The sequence below is a fragment of the Haloterrigena salifodinae genome (assembly GCF_003977755.1).
GTDB classification, from domain to species: Archaea; Halobacteriota; Halobacteria; order Halobacteriales; family Natrialbaceae; genus Haloterrigena; species Haloterrigena salifodinae.
In genome coordinates this window covers 12,669-35,561 of sequence record NZ_RQWN01000008.1, presented here as the reverse complement: position 1 = coordinate 35,561, position 22,893 = coordinate 12,669, and the positions used below count along the sequence as shown (strand labels likewise).

Below are 22,893 nucleotides of genomic sequence, written 5' to 3'. Positions count from 1 at the left end.
ACCTAACACAATGCACACAGCACGCGGTTGTAAGCAACGTACCGCTACTAGCTCGTATACCGCTCGATCGGTCCGTCGACGGTCTACTCCACGGACCGACTCGGAGGTAATCCCGTGGCCGCCATCTGTCCACGGTCTTCCCGCCGTGTGCTCTCTCGTCGAGGATCGTTCGTTCACTGACTCAACAACCCATCAAACACGCACATGAGCAAATCAACTAGATTGTCACTCTCAGAGGCACGGAACCTCGTGTAGGTTCCTGTTCGCCAACGGGACGATTAAACGATTCCGTGACCGTAAGTAGGGCTGGGCTGGTTCCGCCTGGGACTACGAAGCGACCCGCCGAAAACGCGAGCGTCAACTCGAGGATCAGGCTGGTGTTGATGACCGTGATATCGATCCTGAAGAGATCGATTTCGACGAGGCGTGGGAACAGTTTGCCGATCGCGACGAGCGAGTTAACTACTCGACGCTTCGGATGATCGTCTCAACGGTCGCGAACAACATTGATCGGGCTCTCGAGGTGCTCGATGAATGGGTTCTAGATAAAGGTAACCGCAAGACGGCGGCACACTACAGTTGCGGTAGCGTCGGTAAAACCACCATAGAAACCCTGATACAACGAGATACGCGTCTGTGAGCAGCACACAGTCAGCCGCGTCAGTGCGTACCTCACAAAGCGTGAGTATCTACTATTCCATCTGTAGTGCCACAATAGTTGCTGAAACGCTGTCTCCGACAGAAGCGCATAACTAGACAGTGATCTTACATTCCACTGGTCAAGAGCTAAGACTACATCGTCGGCGTATTCGCCGTCATCGTGGCCGACGTATTCCCGGTCGAATGCGTCGTCCTCTTCGAGTGGTTCGTACGCCCGAAAGCCGTCGGTATAGTCCGTGAACGACTCCTCTTTGCGGTCGGTCAGCAGGAGTCGAATTGTCGATTCGTCGGCGGCTTTCGCCGGGATTACGTACCGCTGTCCGGTTCCTCGATCAGTGATGATGAAGATGGGTGGCTTGTCGCCGCTATACGAACCACGCCCACGCCTAGACAGGCCACGCGAGCGCGACTCTTGGTCGCGCTCGCAGCCTTTCTTCTCGGAAAAGACGTACACTTCGTCAATTTCGACTGGGCCAACGAGATCGAGAGAAGGCGAATCGAGTGCTCTGGCGAAGCGCTCGATGCGCCGCTGAACCGTTTTGTGAGTGACTTCAATTTCGCACTGTAACTGCTGGAGACTCGTGTTAAACCGGAGAAACACGTAGATCGAGAACAATCACCGCCGGAGTGCAATCTTCGAATGAGCGAAGATCGTGCCAGTCTTGTCGTTGAACGTGCGGTCACAATGCTTATAGAGATAGTGTTGAAACTCTCTGTAGCTGCCGTTTCTGACCGTCCGGTCAGAACGACAACGAGGATAAGTCACACCGTCGCGCTAGTGGACCTGCACTAACAGGTCCGCTGCGACCGATTCCGACCCAAACACATCCAGCGGAATCATCCGTGTCGGGCACCGCTGATGCGGTGCCCTTGTCCTCTTCGACTTCACAGTTCCCGCTCAGCAGTATCAACAATCTCCTACGGATGAGCGTAGTACTTAAACTACATCTTCTGGCTTCCCCCTCTGATAGTACTATCTGCTAAGCTCTTGGCTTTTAACTCATCTTTAGTGGCCCGCTGACCCATCAAAAGCTATAAGTAAATACGATGATCTAGCAGCAGCTCGAAATATAAAATGGCTCGACACGACACGGACCTACCTTTTGGGGATGCCTTTTCTCCAGAACAACTTTACACGGATGAAGGGGAACCTCCTGAACTCGCATATATTCTCGAGAAAGCGAAGGAGTACGAAGGTCAGGAAGACGAATTTGACGAGGTAATGCGGAAGAAGTTCTTCCCAGACCATGCTGATACCACGAGGTCGAAGAACGTCCGTCTCGGACTAAAGGAACGAGGATATGGAATCACAGACAACGACTTCTACTTTACTGATCTAGGGGATGAGTTGTATAAACTTCGTGATGATCCTGATGCTCTCTATGATAGGTTCACGCAGCATATCCTCCGTAATCTACATGGTCTCAAAGGTATCGAGATCGTCGAGGATTTGGAAGCACAGGGGAAAAGAACGGTCAACGCGAACGTCAAGGAGGAATTCCGTCGTCAGTATGATTTCCACGTCGATGAGACTTCAAACCACTGGTCTCAGATGAGAGCTTGGATGTCCAAATCTGGTGTTGTAAACAGAGGAACCCATCACTACGATATCGACCGTGTTCGGATTGAGGAACTTATCGGTGTAGACTCTGAGGATATCGTTGAACTGGATGGTTTGGAAGAACATCAGCAGGCCTTCCTGAGAGCACTCACATTGATTGCTCCCAGTGGACAGGTGAAGAGTCGCACAGTGAAACAAATTGCTGAAGAGGCGTATGGCGTCGATATTAAGCAAAGTGGGATTAGTCGGCGGACGCTCGACCCAATTCAAGAAGCGGACTATATTGAGTGGGAACACGTCTCTGGGAAACCAAACCTCATAGAAACAACTGATAAGTTCGATTCTGAAATCCTCAAACCAGTCCTCGACGACCTCTCCGAGAGGACAGGGGTCCCACGCCACGTGATTCGACTATCATTCGAAGAGGTCATGGAAGATCTCGACGCGGATGGGACATATGAGAAAGGTGTGGCCCTGGAAACCTTATCGGTCAAGATAGGGAGGCTGCTTGGTCTGGACTTTGTGGGCTGGCGTGTCCGTGGTCGCAAGACGGGCGGGAGTGAAGTAGACGTGGTGATGGACGAAACCAGAACGACGTTCAATCGTTGGCAAATCCAGTGCAAGAACATCAAGAAGCAGTTGGAATCGAAGTACGTCGCTCGTGAAGTAGGGATTGCTCGGATTCTCCAAACTAACACTATATTAATGATTGCACGAGGTGGTGTGTCCTCTGATGCTCGGCAGTACGCAAACCGTGTCATGCGCCAAGAGAACATCTCCATTATGTTCCTGACTGGTGAGGATATCGAACGGCTGGACGAGGAAGCAGACCACCTTCTAACGGTCCTCAGAAGCGAAGCCCGTCGAATCCACAATATCAAAAAACTCAGCCAGCAAGAAGTCGAATCGGATGAGGAAGGTGAGCTAGTCGAACGAGAGGAACAGGCACTTGAGAAGTTTGAGGATGAACTTGCCGAACTTGAGGAAGAAGACGACGAATCACAAGGCTCGCTCGATGATTTCAACAACGACGATGACGACGAGGAATAGCAGTTAGCTCAGTTCTCTTTAATTGTCAAGAGCAGCTTTCCATCTCGGACGCCCTTGAATAGGATTTCAGCCTCTTTGTTATAGAGGAGATCTCTGTGACCGTCTCTTAGTGCTTCCTCGACTAGAAGCTCGCCAGAGAAGGGAACTGATGCTTCGTATCCGTTACCTTCTTTCTCAGCGGTGATTTCCCCATCTACAGCGAGGTCCCAGGTCTCGAAGCACTTCTCCACTGCCCCTTCGAGCTCTGATGGTAGTTGTTTAGTCATTCTTACTAATTGCGGGGAAGTCACCAAGGTCGCTTTGGTCTTCGCTCATGCTCTTACGGATTTCCTCCTCCGTCAAGAAGCGGAATTGAGACGAGTCAATGTATTTTTGCTCGCGCTCAAATGCGAGCCAGTGACGGCCCTTCTTTTCGGCAGTGAGTCCTGTGAGGTTGCTCCCGCCGAAGATGTCTAGGACGATTGGCTTATCCAGATAACTTCGGTCCCAATCATCGTATGGCGGATTGGGAGTAAGGAAGTCAATGAAGAACTCTGGAATTTGCCGAGGGAATCGGGCAGGATGAGAGTCCACGTCAAACTCTCGGCACATCTGGAGGTAATGGGTATTGCTGGCTGTGTTGGATGCCTCGATTACGTTATCAGGTGTAGTGTCTCCCATCCCAAGAATCCTGCATAGCTCCCCTGCGGACAGATCTTCGATGCTCTCTCCATCAGTAATCCACGAAATGAATTCCTCTGCACTCACTTCATCCAGACGATCAAGGATCGGTCCAGCCTCGTGACCCTCGATGAAGTTATCTGGGATGGAGCCATCGTTATCGTTCGCAAAGGACTCTGAATCAATATTCCAGCCAGAGCCTCGCTCTCCGTCGTTGAACTCCCCTGTCTCGATTAATTCTTTTTGTGAATCAGAGTACTCCTGGAGAACCCTTTGGTTGCTCACTTCGGGGTGAGGATGCTCTCCTTCCTCGACAGCCGAGTCTTTGTTGATTTCGGGAGTAAGCCACCAGATATGAGTAACGGCATCTGTCACACGGATTTTACGAACATTGACCCACTCGATAGGACTCGGTAATTTTGCAGGGTTATACCAATAGAAGTCCTGAGCAAGGCGCATCTGTCCCTCGTCTTCATCCACGAGCCGATTCAAAAGCTCGAACTGATACGTGGAACGCTCAGGGTACCCTCGTTTGAAAGCACCCCCGATCTCAACCACGAAGCTTCCATGTGGTTGAAGCACTCGACGGATTTCAGGGATGAAGGACATGAACCAGTCATTATATCCTTGCTGGTCCTCGTTCCCGTACTCTTTCTGGTGCTGAAGCGCAAACGGAGGAGAAGTAACAATTAGATCAATACTATTATCGGGCAGTTCCTCCAGAAGCTCTCGACTATCTCCTTGATAGGCTGCTCCGAGTTCTGTATTGTATTCCGCCTCAGAACTCAACAGTTTGGTAACGGCAGTATCCTCGCTCATCAGTCTATCACGGTCTGGCTCGCTTGTTGTAAGTGACATGGCTTAGTTCTTGGTTCTTCGTTTTTCCAGCGTCAGTACACCAACAATATTCCCGTATCTGCTACCATCCTACGCAACGTAGTATGGGTACAAAATGTTTGGGTTTTGAGCTGATCTGTCAAGGGATTTAACGCCCCGTGGAGAGTACGCTCAGGTAATAGTGCCACGCAGACGAGACGAGAATACTGGACAGTATGATGAGGTTTACTCTGACGACGAGATTATTGACCTACTCAGAGGTACGCGCATGGCGACAATCGAAGTGGCTGACGAGTTAGATTGCCACAGGACGACAGCTCACTCTAAACTTTCAGAACTAGAAAAGGATGGTAAAATAACTTGTTCCCCCGTTGGAAATACATTCTTATGGGAAGTAGATTCTGAAAAGTAATTTATCATGGGTGTTATATACTGTCGGTGAAAATAGCAGTTATGGCGCAATCTAGGGAAGAGCGAGTGGGCTCTGCACAGGAAGCCGCGATCGAGTTGAAAGATGCGCAATCCCCCGAAGAAGTAGAAGAGATTCTGGAATCTGATTTTTTTAGTGAAGAGGATTGGAAGGCGTTAGGCCGAATGGAGAATAATTATGGAGTGGTAGAGAATCAAGCTGGTGCACCTGTTCCCGCATTAGTAGAAGTAATAATAAACTCGTACGATGCAGTTCTAATGAAAAGGTTCCATGAACATGTAGGAACAACAGATCCAGACCCACATTCGCAAGACCTGCCTAACTTTGATAATCAAAAAGATGCTCGGGGAGACCTCTTAAAGCCAGATGAGGAACATGTGGAACTACGGGCAGATGGATTCAAACCAAATAATAAGGATTTAGTCAATTTTACGGTAGTAGATAATGGATGTGGACAGCCACCATCCCGATTTGAGGACACTTTCTTAGGACTGCTAGAACCTGGGAAATACAAGCAAGATTATCCGTTTCTGCAGGGGCAATATGGTATGGGATCAACTGGTGTGTTGCAATTTTGTGGAGGGAAGAGCTTCAAATTTATCTGTTCTGCTGCTGCTTCAGAGACCGGCAAGTGGAGCTGGTCGCTAATTAAGCAGAACCGTAAGAAAGGGCGGTACGAGTACTTGACTATCGATGGGGACATCCCGACGTTTGAGGGAACTATCGATAGTAGATCACATGGTACATTAGTGAAGGTCTATGATTATCAACTCAATGTAGGTAAGACAACGATTGCTGGTGATAAGCGATTCCAAAAGCGGCTTGAGCGATATTTAGTTGATCCACCAGTACCACTTAAACTGCATGACACTCGATACAGTGATGGATTTTCAGAGAGAGAGACTGGTGGTCTCCGAAGCCGAATAGAGAAGTATGATGACTTACTAGAAGAAGAATATTCTATCCAGTATAATTTTGAGAATGAAAGATTAGATGTGCGGAGTATCGAGGTATTCACATTCAAGGATGATGATGAGATAGATCAGTTATTAGAAGAAAACGAAATCACAGTTCGAAACAAGAATCGATTCGTCGGTGGACCTGACCATAGAGATATGGCAGTCCTCTACACGGTGAATGGCCAAACTCATGGGAATGAAGGAGCGACGTTTATTACGAATCGCTGTAATAAGCCACGAGTTGGAAAGGATACACTCATTATTATTGACTTTTCTGACCTTGCAGGGACCGATATGGTTGATTTGTTCCAACCAACTAGAGATAGAATAAAGAACTCTGCTATTGGCAATACCCTCCGTAAAGGTGTAAAAGATGCTCTTGAGAATGATGACTGGTTAATTGCTGAGGAAGACCGTCGGCGACAGAAGCTAGCGAATGAGGAGTCTGATGAAATTCTTGATGAGTCCCTTCAAAGTATCCTTGAGGAAGACCCCGATCTTCAACGCTTCTTCGAAAGCGGTGATAAGTCAACGACTGATGTGCCATCTGATGATCTCTCATCGTATAGCCCCCCGAAAATCCCAGATACTTTCAATATTATTGAAACATATGATCCTGACGGAGCCCATGAATTCTATAACTCCGATGAAGATGGGACATATGAATTAGAATTACCAGTAAACAGAACGCGACAGGTTAGATTCTATCTGAATGCACCAAATGATTATCTAACAGAGGACGGAAAGGGAGAATTGAGAGTCAATCCGACGACAGATGTTGTGCAATGGTCAAATTTGAATAAAGGGATATTGACTATCGGGTTGACTGCTCCAGAAGGAAATGTACCTGGTGATGTCCTAACAGGAATTTTTAATGTAACAAGACCTGGTGATTCTCCTTTATCTCAGCGCGTCCAGATAGAGTTTGCAGACGAAGCGGAAACAACCTCAACTAACAATAAAAAGAAGACTGAACCTCAAGGATCTGCAGGGCTAAGTCTCCCAAATATCAATAGGGTAGAAGAAAATGACTGGGATAAACATGGATTCGATGAACATGATGTGGTTGAGTTAGCCATCGCAGGGGACAGTGTGAGTGATATGGATATTTACGTTAATATGCATTCTGCGCCTGTACGACGTTTCTTACAAAACCGCAATTTACGAGAATCTGGGAAAGAATTCGTTCAAGAACGATATGTTATTGCTGTAGCATTATATAGTGTTTCTATGTATATCGAATTCAATGAACAATACGATGAAGAGAGTCTCTTAGAGTTTGCCTCGCCAGAAGAACTGGTTGCGTCCTCAATGAGAGGGATGGGGCAGGTATTACTCCACTCGATTGCGCCTAAGCAACTCCTCTCTGAATATTAGGACGCTCATCCGTAGCAGATTGTTGATTTCAGAGTGTAGCTTGGACAGCGTGTTTGAGTGCGTCTCGTCCCGGTTTTCGATACAACTCTCGGCGTAGTTGGAACGCTCTGAGAGACTGCGTCAACTCGTCCTTAGAGATTCCTTGATGGGGCGAGAGCCAGCGTCACACCTGCGACGCGTGGCTCTCGCAGGTGTTGACGTGGACCTTGTCATCGGCGTATTCGCCGTCACCGTGAACGACGTATTCCCGGTCGAATTCGTTGTCTTCTTCGAGCGGTTCGTACGCTCGAAAGCCGTCAGTATAGACGGTTCGACTCCTGCTGGCAGACCGCCAGCAGGAGTCGAATCGTCGATTCGTCTGCGGCTTTCGCTGGGATCACGTACCGCTGTCCGGTGCCACGATCGGCGATGATGAAGACGGGTGGCTTGTCACCGCTATACGAACCACGCCCGTGCGTGGACAGACCACGTGAGCGCGACTCCCAGTCGCGTTCGCGGCCTTTCTTCCCGGCAGAGACGTACACTTGGTCGATTTCGACTGGCCCAACGAGTTCGAGTGAAGGCGCATCAAGCTCTCTGACGAAGCGCTCGATGCGCCGGTTGATCGACTTGTGTGTTACCCGATTTCTCACTGGAGTTAGCGCAGACTCGTGTTAAACCGGAGAAACGCGTAGATTGAGAACAACCACCGACGGAGTGCAATCTTCGAATGAGCGAAGATCGTGCCAGTCTTGTCGTTGAACGTGTGGTCGCAATTCTTACAGAGATATCGCTGAAATTCTCTGTAGCTGCCGTTTCTGACCGTTCAGTCAGAACGGTAACGGGGACAGGAAACACCGTCACGTCAGCGAACCTGCTGCAACAGGCCCGCTGCAACCGATTCCGATCCAAACACATCGATCGGAATCATTCGTGTCGGGCACCGCTAACGCGGTGCCCTTGTCCTCTTCGACTCCACAGCTTTCGCTCAGCAGTATCAACAATCTCCTACGCAAGAGCGTCCCATATAACTCATCTCGCCGTCAGAGAACCCTTTGCGCTGAGATTCGACACAGAAACAGTATAGCATAGTTGTAAAGAGACTCTTCCCACGGTTCACAGTAACTAGGGAACAGGAATGACTACTGAATGCCCGTTTACAGAAAGTCACCCTTTGATCCGGGGGAGCTCCAGACCTTCGCAGTTTGGATTGCTACAAATCAGACGTTCGATGACATATCGAACTCCACCACCGCCATCACCTTCAGTGGAGTCGCCAACCCATTTCCGACTGGTTCCCGTAGACGACGACATGGCTGACGACCCCGACGACGGCGTTCGCGTCTGGCTGGTTGAGCGGACGTACTCCGACGACGAGCAAAACCTCATCATCCTCACCTACGCGACCCCCGACGGCGAACAGTACTTCCGCAAAGAACGGGCACTCACCTCCTTCACCGACGTTCGGGACACCACCGCCGCCGTCGACGCCAACCCGGACAATCTCGGCACAGTCGACGACGCCGACCTCCAAGAACAGTACGCCGCAGAGGCACAGCGAATGCAGGACATCCACGACCCCGACGACGTGATCTGACCACCCGCCCGAGGCAGCAGCATCGGGCAGACGTGTTATGTCCGCACGCCGCCTATCGACGGGTATGCGCGAACTCGTCTTCGCCCTCGAGTACGAGCCCGGGTGCAACAGGGTGGCGGACGCCCTCGCCGACCATCCGGACGCCCGGATCCGCTCGCTGTCGCTGCACGCCACCGCCGAGCACCTTTGGCGGGTCGACCACGCCACCGGCACCCCGGACGCGCTCGACGCCATCGAGGACGCGTTCCTCACCAGCGACTACTACGCCGACTGTCTCGCGACCGAGGACTGCGGTGCTACCCAGACCACGCGCATCCTCGACCGCGCAGACGACACGCTCGTCCTCTACTCCGACTGGACGCGCACCCCGGACTGTGCGTCCGTCCCCCACATCGCCCGCGACCACCTCGGCGACGGCGTGCTGTTCGAGACCCGCCACGAGGGCCGTCACTACACGTGGCGCATCATCCACTCCGGCGAGGGCGACGTGGGTGCGTTCTTCGACGACCTCGAGGCGGCCGTCGGGGAGTGCGCCCAGACAGAGATGCTCCGAACCGCAGACACCGTGACGACGGCAAACAACGGCAGTGAGAACACGGGTGGGCTGTCGCCCGAGCAGGAGGCCGCCCTCCGAGCCGCCGTCGAACACGGCTACTACGAGTCACCGCGCAAGGTTGACGTCGGTGACCTCGCCGACCACCTCGACGTGCCCCGCTCGACGCTCACCTATCGACTCCGGCGGGCCGAGGAACACTTGGCGAAGCAGCACGTCGCCGGCGAAACAGTGCCAGACGAGCCGTCGGCATCGCTCTGACACCTCCGACTTGGAATATTCCAACTAAGGCTTATCGAACTGAGGCCCCTACGTCAGGGTGATGACTGATGAATCAAACGCGGCCGGGCGGGCGAGCGGGGACGGTCAGCGACAAGAGCTGACTGCCCGCCTCGCCGTCCCCGAGATGGACTGCCCATCCTGTGCCCAGAAGGTCGACAAGAGCCTTCAGCGCGTCGACGGCGTTCTCGACGCCACGCTCCAGCCGACCACCGGCACGGCCAACGTCACGTACGACCCCGACCGTATCAGCGAAGCCGGCGTAGTTGAGGCGATCGAGGCCGCCGGCTACGAGGTCGTCGGTGGCTCGGACACCGACGGTGACGATGAGCGACCCGAGGCGGATGACGGCGTGGACATCGCGCCGCCGTCGGAGGTCTGGACGAGTCCTCGCGCGAAGAAGACGTGGCTTGGCGCGGCGTTCGTCACCCTCGGACTCCTCTTCGAATTCCTCCTCACGAGTCAGAACGTCGCGGTGGCGAGCGTCCTCGACTACCCGCTCCACGTAGCGGATGTGCTGTTCCTCGGCGCAGTCGCCGCCAGCGGCATCCCCGTCGTCCGCGGCGGCTACTACTCCGCGAAGAACCGGAGTCTGGACATCGACCTGCTGATGGGGACGGCGATCATCGCCGCGACCGGCATCGGCTACTTCGTCGAGGCCGCGACGCTGGCCGTCCTGTTCAGCATCGCCGAATTACTGGAAGACTACGCGATGGACAGAGCGCGGGACTCTCTGCGCGAGTTGATGGAGCTGTCGCCCGACGAGGCCATCGTCAAGCGCGACGGTGAGGAAGTGACGGTGCCCGCTGACGAGGTGGAGGTGGGCGAGACCGTGGTTGTTCGCCCCGGTGACAAGATCCCGCTCGACGGCACGGTCGTTGAGGGCGAGAGTGCGGTCGACCAGTCGCCGATCACCGGCGAGAGCGTCCCCGTCGACAAGACCGCTGGCGACGAGGTGTACGCCGGTGCCATCAACGAGGAGGGCTACCTCGAGGTGGAGGTCACGTCGACGGCGGGCGACTCGACGCTCTCGCGGATCATCGAGATGGTGCAGGGGGCACAGGCGAACAAGACCGAGACCGAGCAGTTCGTCGACCGGTTCTCGGGGTACTACACGCCGCTCGTGGTCGTGCTGGCGATCCTGACCGCCGCCATCCCGCCGCTGCTCATTGCCGATCCCGTGTCGGTGGACGTGGCCGGGTACGGGGTCAGCTTCGCTGGCGACTGGCAGACGTGGTTCATCCGCGGACTCACCCTACTGGTGATCGCCTGCCCCTGCGCGTTCGTCATCTCGACGCCCGTCTCGGTAGTGTCAGGCATCACCAGCGCCGCAAAGAACGGCGTCCTCATCAAGGGCGGCAACTACCTCGAGGCGATGGGCGAGGTCGACGCCGTCGCCATCGACAAGACGGGCACGCTCACGAAGGGCGAACTCGCCGTCACCGACGTCGTCCCGGTCGGCGACGCCGACGAGGCGACGCTGCTCCGTCACGCCGCCGGACTGGAGCGACGCAGCGAGCATCCCATCGCCGCGGCGATTCTCGCCCACGCCGACGAAACAGGCGTCGGCGATGTGCCCGAACCCGAGGGCTTCGAGAGCCTGACGGGCAAGGGCATCCGCGGGGAGATCGACGGCGAGACGTACTACGCGGGCAAGCCCGCGCTCTTCGAGGAGATGGGCTTCGACCTCTCGCGGGCACGCCGCGAGACAGACGGTGGCGTCGTGGCAGAGGAGACGGACGAGTCCGACGACGAGGCGTTCGCCGATGACGCGCTCGCCGCGCTGGAGCAGGAAGGCAAGACGGTCGTGATCGTCGGAACGGAATCGAAACTGCTGGGTGCCATCGCCATCGCCGACGAGGTGCGTCCCGCCTCGAAGCGGGCCGTCGAGCGCCTGCACGAGTTGGGCGTCGAACGCGTCGTGATGCTGACTGGCGACAACGAGGGTACCGCGCGGGCCATCGCCGAGGAAGTCGGCGTCGACGAGTACCGCGCCGAACTCCTGCCCGACGAGAAGGTCGATGCGGTTGAGGAACTACAGGCCGAGTACGGCGAGGTGGCGATGGTAGGCGACGGCATCAACGACGCGCCCGCACTCGCCACCGCGGAGGTCGGCATCGCGATGGGCGCGGCCGGCACGGACACCGCGCTCGAAACCGCGGACATCGCGCTGATGGGCGACGACGTCGGGAAGCTGCCGTACCTCTACGAACTGTCGCACACGGCCAACGGCGTCATCCGGCAGAATATCTGGGCGAGCCTCGGCGTGAAGTTCCTACTTGCGCTGGGCGTGCCGCTGGGGCTGGTAAGCGTCGCGCTCGCAGTCGTGGTCGGCGACATGGGGATGAGTCTCGGCGTCACGGGCAACGCGATGCGGCTGTCGCGGATCGAGCCTGACCGACTCGACTGAACCGCATTCTCCCGATTCTCGGCTTTGGCGCAGTTTTCGCCCGTACATCCGCGCCCTCTACTGTTCGTGGACGGCAGCAGTCTCATTTCCGGCAGAGAGGAGGGCGAGAATGTCAACATCTCGTCGTTTACACCGGAAGAGCAAGCGAAGGAACTCCGAGATCAACTGAACGAGGCACTAAACGACTGACGAGGACAGTCTCAACAAGGAGTTCAGAGCTTCTTCTCGGTAACGTCCTTTGAGGAGACGAAGCGGCGGACGAGTTCGCCCAACTCCCACGTGCGGTGGACGTCGGCGAGGTTGTGCTCCAAGACCGGCAAGAGGTCACCCTCACGGTAGTGGGCCGCCGCGCTGCCCGAGTCTTCGAAGGGGTCGTACGGCCTGTCGCGGTACCACGCGTGTCCCTCAGCGTCCGCCAGCACGTCGCCGAGGCTCTCGTTCCGGTCGCACAGGAGGTCGTACGCACCCGTCAGCGAGTTCGCGTCGGCGGAAGCACCGTACGCCGTGGTGGTCGTGTTCAGCCGCTTCTTGACCGGATCCCAGAGATCGGCGAACAGGAGGCCGTCGAACGGCCAGTCCACCCCCTGCCGAATGCAGCGGGTGCGGACGAAGGGAAGGTCGAACCCGCCCTTCCACGACTCGGCGTTGTACGCGACGAGACGGTCGTAGTCGCGCTCGAACCGCTCGAATACCACCCGTCGCATTCCCTTGAGGAGAGCAGCCTCGTCGTCGGCGACGGTCACGGATACCGGAGCACCGCAGGCCTCCGCCAACCGCCTCTCGAACGCTTCCGCATCAGCGGTGTGCGGGCCGGCGTTGACGAGGAGCGTCGCGTGCCCGCCCGGGAACCAGAATCCACTGACGGTGATCTCCTCCGACCAGCCGAAGCCGGTCGTCTCGATGTCCCACGCAACGTGGCCGCGGTCTGACTTCTCGTGCATCTCTGCATAGAACGCGGTCGCCGAGAAGGATAGGCAACGGAGGGCTGTTTCCGGATTCCGCGTTCGGTCAGGAGACGAGTTGGTACGTCCGGGCTCGCCCCTCGCCTTCGGCAGTGACGAGGTTGTAGCGGCGCATCTTCCGGAGGTAGTTACGCACCATCCGCCGCGACTTCGCTTCGGCGACCTCCTCTCGATAGGCCTCGTACAGTGCGTCCGGCGCAATCTCCTCCTGTTCCTCGATGATGTCGTAGAGGGTGCGCTGATCGTCGGTGAGCTTCTCGAGGTTCTTCCGCCGAATTTCCGCCTTTGCCTTCGGGGCCGCCGCCTCGATCGCGTCGGTGGTCAGTCGGTCGAGACCTCGGCGGTCGGCCTCTTGCGCGGCGGCACGGAGAGTGGCGATGGCGATACGTGCGTCCCCGCCGGCTGCGTCGGCAATCCATCGGAGCTGGTCGTCAGTAATGGCGTCCTCGTGGAGACCCCACCGGACGCGATCCTCGAGGATGCCGACCAGCTCGCGGGTGCCGTAGCGGTCGAAGTGGATGCGGGTCGCGGTCTTGAACCGACTAGCGACCCGTCCCTCCAGCACCGAGAACAGTTCCTCCTCTGCGTTGGCGATGAGGACGACGGAGAGGCCCCTCACACGGTGGAGGTCGTACAGCACCTCCTTCTCGGTCAACTGGTCGACCTCGTCGAGGATGGCGACGTAGGGGTCGTCGAGCCCGTCGCGCAGCCGATCGACCAGCTCATCGCGTGGCGTCGACTGGCGGTGGACATCGATGGCGCGGTCGATTCCCTCCAGTAGGCGGTAGAGCGTCTTGAAGCGGGTATAGTCCTGCCAGCAGTTGACGTACTGGGTGTGGAGGTCGACGACCTCGCTGCGGAGGCGGTCGACGGCGTGGCGGGCAATGCAGGTCTTCCCGGTGCCGCTGGGGCCGTGGAGGAGAATCGGTTCGGCGTGTTGGCCGTCGAGTACGGGGCGGAGGGTACTGGTGAGCGCGTCGATTTCGCCGTCCCTGTGTCTCACGTCGCCGGGCACGAACTCGGGCTGGAGCGGGCGTGCGTCCGCGATCATTTGCCGGCACGCGTCTCGGCGCGGGCACTTAGTTGGAAGGGTGGTGTTTCCGGGTTTTATCGCAGGCGTGCGTCATCTGTCCCCTCATTTGCTCTCCTCCGAGTCGCCGGCACCGCCGAAGTCCCGCTTCAGATACTCGTAGGAGTCGCGGTTGCGCTTCCGGTCGTGCAGGTCGCCTTCCTCTTCTCGCTCGCGCACCCACTCCTTGAGTTCCTCCTCGTACTCGGGGACGCGTCGCCGATACATCTGGAGGAGATTGAAGTCGTCCACCGCACCCATCTGCTTCAACTTGCGATGAAGGCGAGCGCCAAGCGGCGTCAGCACGTACTTGTGCGTCACGCCCCGCTCGCCGCGGACGCTCTCGGGCTCGATCAAGTCCAACTCCTCAGCCTGCGCCAAGTACTTCGACACGGTGTCGTGGCTGATGCCAAGCGACTCCTCGAGGTAGCCGTAGCGCACGCCGTCCATATTGACCGTCCCAAGCAATTCAACCGCCCCACGCTTGTTGAGGAAGGCGAGAAGGTCGCTGTGCTCCCTATCGTCGACCCCACCGGCATCGCCGGCGTCGTCCTCGTCCGTCATCTGACCTAACACAGATACTGAGTTCCCATATAGGATTGAGCTGGCTCTGTATCTGAGCTAGCTCAATACCAGAGTAAGCTCAGATGCACGGGCACGCTCGGTTACTGTGCCAATTCCCATACCGAGATCGCCAAGAACGGGAGCCAACTCAACACCTCTCACTCTACCACTCTGGAATTCCAACCTCGGAAACGCGGCAACAGCCCTCCGACATTTACGCAGTAACTGAGCAAACGACTACTCGACGATGAACGGGGACGAGGTGGACACGCGGGCGGATGCGGTGGAGTGCCTCGCCGAGCAGGCCACCGACCTGTGCCACCTCCACGAACACGTCACCCGCGTCATCGCCAACCTCGACATCCCGACCGAGGCCTTCTCGGACTACGACAACCCCGACGACGCCCGCTTCCCGCTCGAGGGCATCGTCAAACTGTTCCTCTACAAGGAGGCTCGCGGATTCGGCCAACAGGAGACCGCCCGTCGGCTCTCCGGTGCCGCCTACGTCTTCGTCAGGTTCGACCTCCCGCGGGCACCCACGCAAGGTGGCATCAGCTGGATGTGGAGGAACCGATTCGACCACTGCGAGCGGGGACTGATCAAGGAGGCCGCCGACCGCATCCGCGAGGTCTGCGAAGAACACGACGTCGTCGACCGGCACGAACCAGCCCTCGAACCCGAGGACATCCAAGACACGGGCATCGAGGAGGAGCAGATCATGCAGGCCGTCCAGCGGGCGACCGACCTCGGCTTTGAGGAGTTCAAAGACCCCCGTGCCGCGAACGCGAAGTACGCACTGCAGGCGTACTTCGAGCGACAGGGCTACCTCAACATGGTGAAGGCGGGAGCGACCACGAAGCGCCGCCGGTTCGCCCGCCTCAGCGACCGCAGCGAAGTCCCGCACGGCTCCAGCCACAACCGGACAATGAAGAAAGTCGCCGACCCCGACCCGCAGACCGACCTGTGGGACTTCGCCGACGGCACCCGCCGCGACGAGTGGAGGGAGATCCGAGATGCGGTGCTGCCCGCCTTCCACGCCGGCGTCGAGAACATCCTCGATGAGATCGCGGGCCGCGACCGCACCGGGATCCGCGAGCCGGTGAACGCCGCGTTCGACATCACGACGTGGCCGTACTGGCCGTCGCCGTTCCGCGACGAGGAGAACGTCGAGTGGTGGGAGGAACCCGTCGAGATCACGTACAGCGGCGGCTCGACGCGGGAGGTCTACCCGCGAGAGGACTACCCGGAAATGGTCAGCGGCGTCAAGGAGAGTCACGAGCGGGCGTTCAAGTTCGCCACGCTCACCATCGTCGCCGAGGGCACGCCGATCGTCCTCGCCATCGAGCCGGTTCGTGACCGGCGCGGCTGGGAGTCGGATGACCTCGACACGCGGACGCGCGGCGAGCTGGTCGACCGCCTGTTGGAGCAGGCCGAACAGCACGTGGACATCAACAAGGTGTTCGCCGACCGCGAGTTCGACAGCTACGAGGTCAGGCACCGCATCGACCAGCACGACGCGTTCTACGTGATCGGGAAGCGGAAGCAGGCGGAGGCGGACAGGGTGGCCATCGAGAAGACCGTCAAGCACGAGGCGGCGGACGCGAGTGTCGAGCAGGGGTGGCTGACGTACGAGGGCGAGCGACAGCCGGTGACGTTCATCTATGTGCCGAAGGACACGGCGAAGGACGAGGAGGAGTACATCGAGGGTGACTACGCAATCTTCACGGTGAACGCCCATGTCGGGCCAGACAGGGGCATCGGGCTGGCCGAGCAGTATCGGAAGCGGTGGACGATTGAGAACGAGTACAAGACGATCAAGAAGCACTTCCTGCCGACGTCGGCGTCGTCGGACTACCGGAATCGGTTCCTGTACTTCGTGATCGGCGTCACCCTGTACAACGTGTGGCGGTTGGCGAACTTCCTGCTGCGGGACGAGGTGGACGTGGACTTAGGAGAGGATCCGCCGATATTGGCGGGGGAGATCGTGGAGCTGGTGGGGTTCTGCCTGTTCGATCCGGGCGGGTAGGCTTCCGCCGTTCTTCCGGGTTCGCTTCCAAGTTGGTGAGCGGCAGCACTCTCCTTCTCGTCGTGTTTTCGCCCTGATTCGACGGTCGTTGGCGGGCTGGCCGGCGTCGAATCGGTAAGCCAGCGGGCTCGCGGAATGGGTAGCGGCTGATGCTCGCCGCCGGGATTCTTTTCGTGGGTGTTGATTTGTATATCAATTCAAACGGTCAGGGTCTGGAGCTCAGGATGCATAGAAAATATAGCACTGTGAGGTTTATTAGATGATTTTCTGCGGGTACAGCGCTCGAGACCTCCGAAAATGGAGAGTATAGCAGCTTCGGAACTCACTTGTCTAAAGACCAGTTTAACCAAGGGACTTTACTCGGGTCGATACTGTACCCCACATACGAATGTCTACTCCCAGCGAGAGGCGGGCTCACTCCCAGGGGAAGACCATCCAAGACGCAATCGAACGCTACCTCACCTACAAAATCCAAGCGGAAGGGTCACGGACGACGATGCGCTCGCCGCTGATGGGGTTCGCCGAGTTCTGTCGGGATGAACTCGGCCTCAAGGACATTAGAGATCTCGAGCCGGCAGACGTCCGTCGATACAGCGAGGATCTATACGACCGAACCAAGATCGACGAGGAGATCTCGGCGTCGACGGCACAGACGTACTTCGCGTACGTCCGTGCTTTCCTGTCTTGGTGTGTTCGAGACCAACTCCTCGAGACGAATCCAGCGGACACGACCGAGGCGATGGATCCACTCCCCGAAGACGATGGGAAACGGAAAACGCAGTACTGGTCAGATGATGATCGCGAGCAGCTCATTAACTACACCACGAAGCGCATCGACATGGCGCTCGAGGGAACGATCCGGGTCGATCGAGAGACCGCGTTCCGCGACAGGGCGATCGTAGTCATGCTCGATGGAACGGGGGCGCGTGGGGCAGAACTATTCTCGGATTCAAAGGACGAGAAACGTGATGGCCTCCGCTGGGCAGATGTCGACTTCGAAGAGCGGTCGATCGAGGTCTACGGGAAGTCACGAGACTATGAAACCGCACCGTTCCCCGAGAGCGTTCACGATGTCCTCGAGCGATGGCGCGGACTCCTTGATCCACCGACTGACGAGTGGCCTGTTTTCCCGACCGGCCACTATCAGTCGAAACGGCAGGAACTCGTCGAATCGATCGGAGAGAAGACGGTTTCTGCGGCACTCGAGGACCGGGGTGACGCAGGGAAAACCGAGGTTCTTGACCGACTACACCGTGAGCATGAGGTCCCACCGCCGTCGATCTCCAAAGAGGGAGTTCGGCGGTTGATGAAACGCCTCACGAAAGAGGCCGGTATCGAGCTGGACGGCGATTACGACTATCTCACACTCCACGGCGCACGACGGGCGCTCGGTCGCGACCTGTACGCCAGTGGCTTGTCCGAAAAGGCGCAAGAAGCGCTCCGCCACCAATCGATCGAGACAACACACGAAGCGTATTCGGATACCAAGATGAGGGACGTCTCCGACAGTATCGACGAAGTCCGCGACTGATCTGGCCTGCGAGTTTCTCGGTCCACTTTCGTCTTCGTCCATTGGTAGAAAGGGGATAGCCTCCTTGATGGGGTCGGGGTCGAATGCGAGACGGTCGCGGGACCTGCGCCGGTCATCCTCGGCGAAATGAGAGCTGGCAAAACGAATCTCGCGTGTCTGCTGTTACAGTTGCGTGACCGATGGGTCGACGGCAATCTCAAAGTGGCCTCGAACAGTCGCACGCTCACGCGTAACGCCAACTGGGTTCGTGACGATGGCTCCGTTGAAGACGGCTGGATTCTCCCCCCCCCCCCTACCCGCTGCTTGAGGAGTGGGTGACGCAGGACGGGAACCCGGTCGAAAACGCGCAACAGCCGAAAGCGTTCGTCGGTGACGAGTTCTCGACGAACGCCTCGGGGACCGGCGAGGACGGCCAGAAAGTGCGGAAACTGATGGGGCCGCTGGTGTTTAAGATCCGCAAGTACAACGGCTGTTTCATCTATATCGGCCACGACGAGAGTTCGATCCATCCTCTGCTCTGGCGGGTCGGCACGATCATCAAGAAGCCCGACCGGAACAACAAGGGGAAATTGATACAGGAAGAACAGCCACTTGAACAGCTATAACGAATTACGCCGACCAGTTGAGTTTGTCAGCGAGAAGTTCAAACACCTCACGACGGGTACTCGGAGACATCTTTTTCTTCTGGATGCGGTACGTGGCTTTCTCGCTGTCAAGCGTGATCGTGAGGTCTTTCACGTCATCATACCTGTCCTGCTCATTAACTTCTGAGAGAATATCGCCGACTGACACATCATCATCACCATCGTATCCGAGATCAACGGGATACACAAGACTCCACTCGTCGCCTTGCTGACCGATGATGACTTGGAAGTTCGAGCGGGAATAATCCCGTTTTTTCTCTGCATCATTGTGAGCGGGGTCGGACTCAACGTTGCCACTTTTATTACGCGTGAAGCGAAGCTTCGCATCTTCTCCAATGAACTCATTAAGCGTCGTGAGAAGAGCGAGGTCTCTCTTTGTGGTGCGGATGTCCGCTCCGCGGATGTGAATCCGTGAGACGGAAGTTGATTCATTGAACTCGCTTAGGAATCTCTCAACGAGATCGCGGTTCGACTGCTGGCTATCATCGCCAGTCGTCTCGATTAGCCCAGTTTGGAGGTCGATACGCAGTACTGCGCGATAGAGTGTGTTGATCTTCTCGTAGTCACCCGTTCGGATGTCAAAATCACTTCGAGTTTTCCCCGGTTTCCAGTACTCGACGTACATATACCGCCCATTCTCGAATTCAACGAGTCGAGGCCGATAGGCTTCATCGAGGTCGTTGATGAGTGCGGCAGGAATATCATCTGCTGCTTCGGTGTAGGCTGGATCGAGTTCATTCTCCGTTTCACAGAACTCGATGAACTTCTCACGCGCCACTGCAGGTGAATCCACCTGATCCGCGATTTCGCCTAAGATGCCGCCTATTTCGGAGACCTGAAACGCACGCGTAGTATGGTCCGTGTAATTGAAGAACGAATCGTAATAGTACGCCTTCCGAAGGGTTAGGGATTCAGCGACAACTGGGGCACCCGTTTTAGCCCCCTCAATGGTCTTGAGCATTCCGCTCCAGTCCGTGAGGACACGTTCTTTCGCTCCCGTGATGATGTCTTGACGAAGCTCGTCGGCATCTCCAGGCGTGTTTTTGAGATACCTCAGAATCTCGTCACGGCCTGTGTTCTCATCGATATCGATATCTGACTGTTGAAGACCGTAGCGAATATCACGCGTGGGAAGCGCGTTGATCAGCCGCTCATCCGATGCCTCATCATATCCTGAGTTCGTTGTGGAACTCATTGCAACTGATACGATGGCTGGTAAAGGAATGAAACTGCGTATAAACACTCAAGAAGGAGTGTATACTCATACGGTAAGTAAGGTTTAGTGAGACAACCTCAATAGAGGTTGTATGAGCCAAGGGCCGATGTCACTGGAAAAGGTCGATGAACCACTCCAAGAGATAATGGGATGGGGCCAGTATCATGCCACAGCGTATCGAGTCCTGGTCGCTGAGGGGCCACTAGAAGCTCAGGAGATTGTTGTCCGTACGTCAATTCCTCACGGGCGGATCTATGACGTGCTTAATGAACTCCATCAAGAGGGCGTAATTGACAAGCAAGAACGAAACCCCGCGATATACAAAACGAAAAATCCTGGCCGACTTATCGAAGAAAAGCAAAATGATTTCAATGAAATTGTAGAGAATACTAAAGAGACTCTGGTTACTGCGGACGAATTAAACTCCGGAGGAGAACAATCGACACCCGCTTGGGTATTAGGTGGTCAAGTTGGAACTGTAGGCGAGATTAGAGACCAGTTGGCTAACGTTCAGGAAAGCCTTCTAATCGTTGACTCAGACCCACGGTGGTATGATATTAGCGATTTTCGGCAACTACAACGCTACGCAGGTAGCGATATTGATCTCAACATTATTTTATGGACTGCCAGGCAAAACAAAATAGAAGAATTCTCAGAACATGGTCTTCCTGTCCACAAACACGACAATATGTCCCGCAAATCGTTTTATGTAGTTGATAAAAAGAAAGTGATAATGAAAATGGAGGAGTCAGATACAGGAATGATTTTCACGGACAGAACGATGGCAAGTGTTTTTATTAGGGAGTTCAAAGAACTTCGCGATAACGCAACGGAAGTGACTCCTAATGCATAAGAAGATGCTCCCGCTCGCGCTGATGTATGCCTGTGAGCAGGAGCCAATAGAAGGCCGAACTCGATTGCAAAAGATGGTCTTCTTGATGCAACAGCGGTTCAAGGAGCAAGGAAAGGACCCTATCCTATCAGATAGTTTTAATTTTATTCCTTATGATTATGGCCCCTTCTCCAAGGATCTCTATGCGGAACTTGATAGCATGTCTGAGAAATCGATGATAAAGGACTCTGTCGAAGAGATTGGTAATGATAATGTGAAGTATGATTATTCTATCCAAAATCAAGGAATAGAATTCGTTGAAAACCAAATAGGGAAAGAAGAAGCAGAGACAATCCTTCAGATGGCAGAGGAAATCAAAGAGGAGTATAATGATGTCGTGCTTTCCGATCTAATTGAGGATGTCTATGCAGAATATCCGGAATATGCCAAAAACAGCATTTACTAAATATCTTTAAAATTATTAGACACTACGTTCCTCTCGAATCGGTACCGCCGTCGCTTCGAATCTCTCGCTGCTCGAGCACGCGGCGAACGTCGGCATCAGTCGCTTGATGGGCCGGATGGGCGATGGGCGTCCGACTCTCGATGTCATAAAGTTCGCTGGTCGGAACGAACGTCGTCATCGTTCACCCTCCGGCCGACCGTTCGTCATCGCCTCATAGGCATCCTTGATCCGCCGGAACTCTGCCGTACTCCCGCTGTTATCTGGATGGGCTACCTTGGCCTTCTCACGGAACGTATTGCGGATTTCGGATTCGCTCGCGTTCGGGGCGACACCGAGAATTTCGTGAGGCGGCACCTCTGCAGCGATTGGTTCTTCATCAGCTGGTGGTAGCCAAACATGGGGCACAAGAGACCGACCTGTATTCTGTGCCATCGATTACATCGTGCTGACTGGTCAAAGTGCAAAGGAAGGGCTGTGGTGAATCGCCATACGGCGTTGGGTTTGTCCAGCTCATAGACTATTTGATGTTGTAGACAGCACACATCAGAACGATTTCACGGAACTCTCAATAGATGGAACAATACGCCCCGATATCCAGAAACACTCTCACCGACACCGATATGAGGATTTGCTATCCATTCAATGTATGATCGATCACGTGGTAGAATATTGGAATGATGCTCTTACACTTCTTCTTGCTAGTGTCACCATCCTCATCGGTTACTATCAAGTCCAGCACTACCGAGCACAACGAGCTAGTCTTAGCTTTTGTAGTGTAGATAAAGCCGAATATGATCGATTAAATACTTCGATTACCCGGTACGAAATGAAGATTAGAATAGAAAACACTGGCAGAGAGCCAACGACGATATCAGACGGAACACTCGAGGTAAGCGGAGAGGAACTCGAGCTGGAACGATTCGAAGGTTCGATAAAAGTACCGCTTGTTGGCAATGGGTCGCCAAACCTACCTTCGAAAGTTGAGAGTGAAGTACGTGTTCCGGGAAACGATGTTCTCAACCTCAAGTACCGTGCGTCTGGCTCTCGACGTAAAGATTATTCTGAACCGGTTCAGGGAGTGATGAGGATCAGAACAGTTGGTGGTGAGTTGGTTGAAGAGTCAGTCATGTTTTACCCGCGCAATCAGTAGCATTTCGAGGTCAAGCCCCTGGGCTACCAACTTGACCTCGACACCATGCATTAGGTCGCCGTAAGCAGAGCACGTGAGCAT

18 protein-coding genes and 3 pseudogenes are annotated in these 22,893 nt (G+C 55.5%); 11 read left to right on the top strand and 10 right to left on the bottom strand.

The features are described 5' to 3' along the window. Positions 1–790: 790 nt before the first annotated feature. A pseudogene (locus tag EH209_RS23180) lies at positions 791–1,501 on the bottom strand (IS1595 family transposase); the annotation flags it as partial. A gap of 234 nt (positions 1,502–1,735) precedes the next feature. Between EH209_RS23180 and EH209_RS24460 the strand changes: the two are divergent. Next, a complete protein-coding gene (locus tag EH209_RS24460; protein WP_211338424.1) occupies positions 1,736–3,271 on the top strand; it encodes a restriction endonuclease in 1,536 nt (511 codons plus the stop codon). Between the two features lie 8 nt (positions 3,272–3,279). On the opposite strand, the gene EH209_RS23170 is transcribed toward EH209_RS24460, so the two are convergent. Both EH209_RS23170 and EH209_RS23165 read right to left on the bottom strand, forming a co-directional pair. Beyond that, positions 3,280–3,537, bottom strand: coding sequence for a hypothetical protein (locus EH209_RS23170; RefSeq protein WP_126665167.1), 258 nt, complete (start codon positions 3,535–3,537; stop codon positions 3,280–3,282). Continuing rightward, a complete protein-coding gene (locus EH209_RS23165) occupies positions 3,530–4,750 on the bottom strand; it encodes a DNA-methyltransferase (protein WP_126665166.1) in 1,221 nt (406 codons plus the stop codon). The genes EH209_RS23170 and EH209_RS23165 overlap by 8 nt, the downstream gene beginning before the upstream one ends. A 456-nt stretch (positions 4,751–5,206) precedes the next feature. On the opposite strand from EH209_RS23165, the gene EH209_RS23155 reads away from it, so the two are divergent. Beyond that, positions 5,207–7,534 carry a hypothetical protein gene (locus EH209_RS23155; protein WP_211338423.1) on the top strand — a complete coding sequence of 776 codons (2,328 nt, stop codon included), beginning with the start codon at positions 5,207–5,209 and terminating at the stop codon, positions 7,532–7,534. Positions 7,535–7,562: 28 nt separating this feature from the next. On the opposite strand, the pseudogene EH209_RS23150 reads toward EH209_RS23155, so the two are convergent. Next, a pseudogene (locus tag EH209_RS23150) lies at positions 7,563–8,444 on the bottom strand (IS1595 family transposase). A gap of 381 nt (positions 8,445–8,825) precedes the next feature. Here EH209_RS23150 and EH209_RS23145 point away from each other — a divergent pair. The 3 genes from EH209_RS23145 to EH209_RS23135 all read left to right on the top strand — a co-directional run bounded on the left by EH209_RS23145 (position 8,826) and on the right by EH209_RS23135 (position 12,352). After that, entirely contained in the window at positions 8,826–9,110 is a 285-nt protein-coding gene (locus tag EH209_RS23145) for a hypothetical protein (protein WP_126665164.1), read from the top strand. Between the two features lie 64 nt (positions 9,111–9,174). Next, complete coding sequence (locus EH209_RS23140; protein WP_126665163.1) at positions 9,175–9,924, top strand: helix-turn-helix domain-containing protein; 750 nt, start codon at positions 9,175–9,177, stop codon at positions 9,922–9,924. A gap of 61 nt (positions 9,925–9,985) precedes the next feature. After that, a complete protein-coding gene (locus tag EH209_RS23135; protein ID WP_211338422.1) occupies positions 9,986–12,352 on the top strand; it encodes a heavy metal translocating P-type ATPase in 2,367 nt (788 codons plus the stop codon). Between the two features lie 212 nt (positions 12,353–12,564). Here the strand turns inward: EH209_RS23135 and EH209_RS23130 are convergent, their stop codons facing one another. The 3 genes from EH209_RS23130 to EH209_RS23120 all read right to left on the bottom strand — a co-directional run bounded on the left by EH209_RS23130 (position 12,565) and on the right by EH209_RS23120 (position 14,947). Continuing rightward, positions 12,565–13,293 carry a hypothetical protein gene (locus EH209_RS23130; RefSeq protein ID WP_126665162.1) on the bottom strand — a complete coding sequence of 243 codons (729 nt, stop codon included), beginning with the start codon at positions 13,291–13,293 and terminating at the stop codon, positions 12,565–12,567. Between the two features lie 67 nt (positions 13,294–13,360). After that, positions 13,361–14,365 (bottom strand): Cdc6/Cdc18 family protein, encoded by a 1,005-nt coding sequence (locus tag EH209_RS23125; RefSeq protein WP_126665161.1) that lies wholly within the window; start codon positions 14,363–14,365, stop codon positions 13,361–13,363. A gap of 84 nt (positions 14,366–14,449) precedes the next feature. Then, complete coding sequence (locus tag EH209_RS23120; RefSeq protein WP_126665160.1) at positions 14,450–14,947, bottom strand: hypothetical protein; 498 nt, start codon at positions 14,945–14,947, stop codon at positions 14,450–14,452. A gap of 247 nt (positions 14,948–15,194) precedes the next feature. On the opposite strand from EH209_RS23120, the gene EH209_RS23115 reads away from it, so the two are divergent. The 3 genes and pseudogenes from EH209_RS23115 to EH209_RS23105 all read left to right on the top strand — a co-directional run. Next, positions 15,195–16,973 (top strand): transposase, encoded by a 1,779-nt coding sequence (locus EH209_RS23115; RefSeq protein ID WP_126665159.1) that lies wholly within the window; start codon positions 15,195–15,197, stop codon positions 16,971–16,973. 388 nt (positions 16,974–17,361) lie between these two features. Next, complete coding sequence (locus tag EH209_RS23110) at positions 17,362–18,504, top strand: tyrosine-type recombinase/integrase (RefSeq protein ID WP_126665158.1); 1,143 nt, start codon at positions 17,362–17,364, stop codon at positions 18,502–18,504. Positions 18,505–18,591: 87 nt separating this feature from the next. Then, positions 18,592–19,091 (top strand): annotated as a pseudogene (locus EH209_RS23105) (hypothetical protein); the annotation flags it as partial. Between the two features lie 22 nt (positions 19,092–19,113). Here EH209_RS23105 and EH209_RS23100 read toward each other — a convergent pair. Further along, positions 19,114–20,343 (bottom strand): hypothetical protein, encoded by a 1,230-nt coding sequence (locus EH209_RS23100; protein WP_126665157.1) that lies wholly within the window; start codon positions 20,341–20,343, stop codon positions 19,114–19,116. A gap of 112 nt (positions 20,344–20,455) precedes the next feature. On the opposite strand from EH209_RS23100, the gene EH209_RS23095 reads away from it, so the two are divergent. Together EH209_RS23095 and EH209_RS23090 are read left to right on the top strand one after the other, a co-directional pair. Further along, positions 20,456–21,217 carry a TrmB family transcriptional regulator gene (locus EH209_RS23095; protein ID WP_126665156.1) on the top strand — a complete coding sequence of 254 codons (762 nt, stop codon included), beginning with the start codon at positions 20,456–20,458 and terminating at the stop codon, positions 21,215–21,217. Further along, positions 21,210–21,662 carry a type II toxin-antitoxin system antitoxin SocA domain-containing protein gene (locus tag EH209_RS23090; RefSeq protein WP_126665155.1) on the top strand — a complete coding sequence of 151 codons (453 nt, stop codon included), beginning with the start codon at positions 21,210–21,212 and terminating at the stop codon, positions 21,660–21,662. The genes EH209_RS23095 and EH209_RS23090 overlap by 8 nt, the downstream gene beginning before the upstream one ends. A 22-nt stretch (positions 21,663–21,684) precedes the next feature. Here EH209_RS23090 and EH209_RS24320 read toward each other — a convergent pair whose 3' ends face one another. Together EH209_RS24320 and EH209_RS23085 are read right to left on the bottom strand one after the other, a co-directional pair. Continuing rightward, positions 21,685–21,840: a hypothetical protein gene (locus EH209_RS24320; protein ID WP_164722116.1), complete on the bottom strand. Its 156-nt coding sequence runs from the start codon at positions 21,838–21,840 to the stop codon at positions 21,685–21,687. Next, positions 21,837–22,094 carry a J domain-containing protein gene (locus EH209_RS23085; RefSeq protein ID WP_126665154.1) on the bottom strand — a complete coding sequence of 86 codons (258 nt, stop codon included), beginning with the start codon at positions 22,092–22,094 and terminating at the stop codon, positions 21,837–21,839. Before EH209_RS23085 ends, EH209_RS24320 begins: the two co-directional genes overlap by 4 nt. A 214-nt stretch (positions 22,095–22,308) precedes the next feature. On the opposite strand from EH209_RS23085, the gene EH209_RS23080 reads away from it, so the two are divergent. Next, complete coding sequence (locus EH209_RS23080; RefSeq protein WP_126665153.1) at positions 22,309–22,812, top strand: hypothetical protein; 504 nt, start codon at positions 22,309–22,311, stop codon at positions 22,810–22,812. Positions 22,813–22,893 lie beyond the last annotated feature (81 nt).